Here is a 5,324-nt window from a genome sequence, read left to right as displayed (position 1 = left end):
CGCCACCCCGGGAATCCTCACCTCCACGGTCGCCGCCATCCCCGGTTGGCCCGGATCCCCGCAGATGTGACCCGCCCGGCCCCGCCGGCCACCCGCCGGGGGGCCCCACCCGACCCACGACCACGCCCGCCCTGACCACCACACGAACTCGGGGACTCCGCCATGGGAACCGTCAAGCCACTGAAAACCGGCCGCCTGGCCGGCAAACGTATCGGCATCCTCCTGGAGAGCGACTTCGTCGAGGAGGAGATCGCCTACTACCAGCGCAGGTTCGCCGAGGACGGGGCGGACGTACGCCTGCTCAGCCGGCTGTGGGGCCAGCCCTCCCTCGTCTTCACCGGACACGAACACCGCGCCACCATCGAAGTCGACGACGACCTGGAGAAACTGGACTACCACGACCTCCTGCAGTTCTCCGCACTCGTCGTCCCCTCCGGCATGGTCGCCGACCGCCTGCGCTACAGCGAGGACGTCGACCACGACGCCCCCGCCCTCGCACTGCTGCGCCGCGCCTTCCGGATCCCGCACCTCGTCAAGGCCTTCTCCTGCCACGGCCTGATGCTCGTCTCCGGCGCCCCCGACCTGATCCGCGAACGGCCCGTCACCTGCCACAACAACCTGGTCGCGGACGTGCGCAACATGGGCGCCGTCTACCTCAACCAGGACGTCGTGGTCGACCGCGACCTGGTCACCGCCCGCACGGTCGACCACTGCCACCTGCTGGCCCGCACCGTGATCGAACGCCTGGCCGTCGCCCCGCAGGAAGCCGCATGAACACCCCGGACACCCCGCACACCCCGCACACCGCGCGCACCCCCGTCCGCCCTGCGCCCGAGGAGCCCCGTCGTGGCCGCTGACCTCCCCATCTCCTTCTCGGACCTGATCGCCGGCCAGGTCCGCGAACACCGCGGCTCCCGCTTCACCCTGCGCACCCCCGAAGCCGGAGACGTGACGATCCACCTGACCGACACCACCAGCGCCCAGCTCATGCGCAACCTCGGACAGCCCTACCACGACGTGACCGGCCGCATCGCAGAACTCCTGCGCCCCGGCGTCATGGTCTTCAGCTACGGCCCCGTCTACGCCGGACCCCAGGGCACCCGCCACTACCAGGCCGACCGCCTCGTCGTAGTCGGCGACGAGAACGACCCCTACCCCTTCGAGGCCCCCGGCTGGTGGGTGCGCCAACTCGACCAGCTCGCCCGCTTCTACCGCCGCTCCCAGTTCGGCGACGGCCCCGTCGACTTCGCCCACTACCGCACCCAGATCCGCGCCAGCGGCCACAAGACCGCCGAGCACGTCCAGGAGACCGACACCATCTCCCGCATGGTCTACGGCATGGCCAGCGCCTACATGCTGACCGGCAACCAGGACTACCTCGACGTCGCCGAACGCGGCTCGCACTACCTGCACGACCACATGCGCTTCCACGACGAGGCCGAGGACCTCGTCTACTGGTACCACGGCATCGACGTCGCCGGCACCCGCGAACGCAAGCTCTTCGCCTCCGAGTTCGGCGACGACTACCGCGCCATCCCCGCCTACGAGCAGATCTACGCCCTCGTCGGCCTCACCCAGACCTACCGCATCACCGGCGACCCCGTCATCCGCGACGACATCGAGGCCACCGTCCGGCTCTTCGAACGCTACTTCCGCGACACCCGCCTGGGCGGCTACTACTCCCACATCGACCCGGTCACCCTCAGCCCGCACCACGACGCCCTGGGCCCCAACCACTCCCGCAAGAACTGGAACTCCGTCGGCGACCACGCCCCCGCCTACCTCATCAACCTCTACCTCGCCACCGGCGACGAACGCTACCGCCGCATGCTCGAGCACACCTTCGACATGATCGTCACCCACATGCCCGACCGCACCCCCGCCGGCAGCCCCTTCGTCAACGAGCGCTTCTACGCCGACTGGACCCCCGACCACTCCTGGGGCTGGCAGCAGGACCGCGCCGTCATCGGCCACAACCTGAAGATCGCCTGGAACCTCATGCGGATGAACGCCGCCCTGCCCAAACGCGAGTACACCGCCCTCGCCCACACCATCGCCACCACCCTGCCCCCACTGGGCCGCGACCCCCAGCGCGGCGGCTGGTACGACCTCCTGCAACGACAGGCCGAGGACGGCCGCCACGCCTTCGTCTGGCACGACCGCAAAACCTGGTGGCAGCAGGAACAGGCCATCCTCGCCTACCTCATCCTCACCGGCCACACCCCCGACCCCGCCTACCGCCGGCACGCCCGCGAGGCGTCCGCCTTCTACAACGCCTTCTTCCTCGACCACGACGAAGGAGCCGTCCACTTCACCGTCCTCGCCCAGGGCATCCCCTACCTCGTCGGCAACGAACGCCTCAAGGGCAGCCACGCCATGGCCATGTACCACAAGGCCGAACTCTGCTACCTCGCCGAGGTCTACACCCAGCTCCTGGTCAACCGCGAACCCCTCGACCTGTGGTTCAGCCCCCGCACCGACGCCTCCTACCCCGGACAACTCCTGCGCGTGGCCCCCGACATCCTGCCCCCCGGCCGCGTCCTGCTCGACCGCGTCCACATCGACGGCGCCCCCACCACCGCCTTCGACCCCGAAGCCATGACCGTGAAACTGCCGCAGAGCAGCGAACGCCTGACCGTCAAGGTCCGGCTGCGCCCCGTCGAGGAGTGAACCCGATGCCCGCGGCGACACTGCGCACCCGCACCCCGGCCGCCCCGCCCGGGCCGCCCGCCACCACCCCCGGCAACCCGCTGCTGCCCGGCGCCACCCCCGCCCCTGGAGGAATCAACTTCACCCTCCACGCCCCCGGCGCGCGCACGGCCGCCCTCGTCCTGTTCGACCCGGACGACCCGCACGACGCACGCCCCCGCACCGAGATCCCCTTCCCCGAACACGGCCGCGTCGGCGACGTGTTCACCATGACCGTCCCCGGCCTCACCCCCGCCCGCACCCACTACGGCTACCGGGTCCAGGACCCCCAAGGCCCCCGCACCGGCCGCACCGCCGACGGGATCCTCCTCGACCCCTACGCCAAGCTCCTCGTGGGCGGCGAACGGTGGGGCGAGACGAAGAACTACCGCTGCGCCGTGCCCGACGCCACCTTCGACTGGCAGGGCGTCGAGCCCCCGGGCATCGCACCCGAGGACCTCGTCGTCTACGAGCTCCACGTCCGCGGCTTCACCCGCCACCCCTCCTCCGGCGTCCGGCAACCGGGCACCTACGCAGGCCTCATCGAGAAGATCCCCTACCTGCGGGACCTGGGCGTCAACTGCGTCGAACTGATGCCGGTCTTCGAATTCGACGAGACGGACAACCCCTTCCACGACCCCGCCACCGGCCGGCCGCTGCGCAACTTCTGGGGCTACAACCCGGTCGGCTTCTTCGCCCCCAAGGCCGCCTACGCCGCCGCCTACGCCGCCGCCGGCGCCGCCGACGGCGGGCCGGTGCGGGAACTGAAGGAACTGGTACGGGAGTTGCACCGGGCCGGGATCGAGGTCGTCCTCGACGTCGTCTTCAACCACACCGCGGAAGGCGACCACCGGGGCCCGACGCTGTCCCTGCGGGGCCTGGACGACGACGCGTTCTACCTGCACGCCCCGGACGGCTCCTACCGCAACCTCACCCGCACCGGCAACACCGTCAACGCCAACCACCCCATCACCCGGGCGTTCATCCTCCAGTGCCTGCGCTACTGGGCCACGGAGTTCCACATCGACGGCTTCCGCTTCGACATGGCCCCCATCCTGGCGCGCGGCACGGACGGCGAACTGCTCGCCAACCCGCCGCTGCTCGAAGCCGCCGCCTGCGACCCGGTCCTCGCGCGCCGCAAGCTCATCGCCGAACCTTTCGACGCCACCGGCTGCGACCTGGTGGGGCGCTTCCCCCACTACGGACGCTGGATGGAGTGGAACACCCGCTTCCTGCACACCGTGCGCCGCTTCCTGATCGGCCGCCCCGCCACCGTCGGCGACCTCGCGGCCCGCATGATCGGCTCACCCGACCTCTACGCGGGACGCGGCACCGCCGCCTCCGTCAACTTCGTCGCCAGCCACGACGGCTTCACCCTCGCCGACTGGACCTCCTACGACCGCCCGCACAACGACGCCAACGGCGAGGGCGGCACCGACGGCGCGCCCGACAACTCCAGCTGGAACACCGGCCACGAGGGCCCCACCGACGACCCCCGGATCCGCCGGCTGCGCGAACGCCAGCGGCGCAACGCACTCCTGCTGCTGCTGACCGCCCACGGCGTGCCGATGCTGCTGGCCGGCGACGAACGCGCCCGCACCCAGCAGGGCAACAACAACGCCTACGGCCAGGACAACCCGATCAGCTGGCTGGACTGGGACCCGGCCGCCGACCGCGACCTGCCCGACTTCGTCCGCGCCTGCCTGGCCTTCCGCCGCGCCCACCCCGTCCTGCGCCGAGCCGCGCACCCGGGCGACACCCCGCCCGCGCACGGCGGGCCGGCCCAACTGAGCTGGCACGGCGAACACCCGCACCGGCCCGACTGGTCGCACGCCTCCGGACTGCTGGTCCTGATGCTGCACGAGGCGGGCCCCGCACCGGCCACCGGCGACACCGTGCTGATCGCGGCCAGCGCCCGCCCCGGCCCCACCACGATCGACCTGCCCGCCGCGCCACCGCACACCGCCTGGCACCTGTTCGCCGACACCGCGGCCCCGCCCGCCGGCCGCATCCACCCGGTCGGAACCGAGCCGCCGCACCCCGCCGACACCCCGCTGGCCCTCGCCGGCCACGCCGTCGCCGTGCTCGTGGCACGGCCGGCCACCACCACCCCCTCCCAGCACGCCGACGGGCACCGGCCCGCCGGCGGGAACGGACACCACAGATGAGCTTCGAGGCCTACCTCGGTTTCACCGGCCCCACCGCCACGGTCTACCTGTCCGGTGACCTCACCGACGCACGGGTACCCACCCTTCGCACCCTCCTGGACCAGGCCGTCCAACGCCCCCTGAACCGCCTGGTGGTGCGCATGTACGACCTGGACTCCATCTCCGCCAGCGGGGTGCGCTGCCTGGCCTTCGCCCAGCAGCACCTGCCGGCCGGCGTGGAGATCGTGCTGGACGGCCCCAGCGAGGACATCCGCCAGGTCCTCCACTCCAGCGGCTTCGACCAGGCCGTCACCGTCGTCCACGAGACCCTCACCTTCACCGGCGAAGCCGTCTGAACCGCGCCGCGCCGTCTGAACCGCGCCGCGCTGTCTGAACGGCGCCGCGTCGTCTGAACGGCGCCGCGCCGTCCGAACCGCGCCGCTCCACCGGCCAAGCCGTCCGCGCCGCGCCGCTCCACCGGCGAAGCCG

At 71.7% G+C, this 5,324-nt stretch carries 4 protein-coding genes; all 4 read left to right on the top strand.

Going from position 1 to position 5,324, the window contains the following annotated elements; translation table 11 throughout:
• The first annotated feature begins 162 nt into the window (after window positions 1–162).
• The 4 genes from AB0O00_RS28440 to AB0O00_RS28425 all read left to right on the top strand — a co-directional run bounded on the left by AB0O00_RS28440 (window position 163) and on the right by AB0O00_RS28425 (window position 5,191).
• Window positions 163–774, top strand: a complete 612-nt coding sequence (locus AB0O00_RS28440; protein WP_363656509.1) for a DJ-1/PfpI family protein — start codon at window positions 163–165, stop codon at window positions 772–774.
• Between the two features lie 72 nt (window positions 775–846).
• Window positions 847–2,670, top strand: a complete 1,824-nt coding sequence (locus tag AB0O00_RS28435) for an AGE family epimerase/isomerase (protein WP_363656507.1) — start codon at window positions 847–849, stop codon at window positions 2,668–2,670.
• Between the two features lie 5 nt (window positions 2,671–2,675).
• Window positions 2,676–4,856 carry an alpha-amylase family glycosyl hydrolase gene (locus AB0O00_RS28430; protein WP_363656505.1) on the top strand — a complete coding sequence of 727 codons (2,181 nt, stop codon included), beginning with the start codon at window positions 2,676–2,678 and terminating at the stop codon, window positions 4,854–4,856.
• On the top strand, window positions 4,853–5,191 hold the full coding sequence (locus tag AB0O00_RS28425) for an STAS domain-containing protein (protein WP_363656504.1): 339 nt from the start codon (window positions 4,853–4,855) through the stop codon (window positions 5,189–5,191). The genes AB0O00_RS28430 and AB0O00_RS28425 overlap by 4 nt, the downstream gene beginning before the upstream one ends.
• The last annotated feature ends 133 nt before the right edge of the window (window positions 5,192–5,324 follow it).

This window comes from Kitasatospora sp. NPDC093558, assembly GCF_040683475.1.
Taxonomy (GTDB): Bacteria; Actinomycetota; Actinomycetes; order Streptomycetales; family Streptomycetaceae; genus Kitasatospora.
Note: the sequence above shows the minus strand (reverse complement) of the source record. Positions and strands in the feature narration are given on the sequence as shown.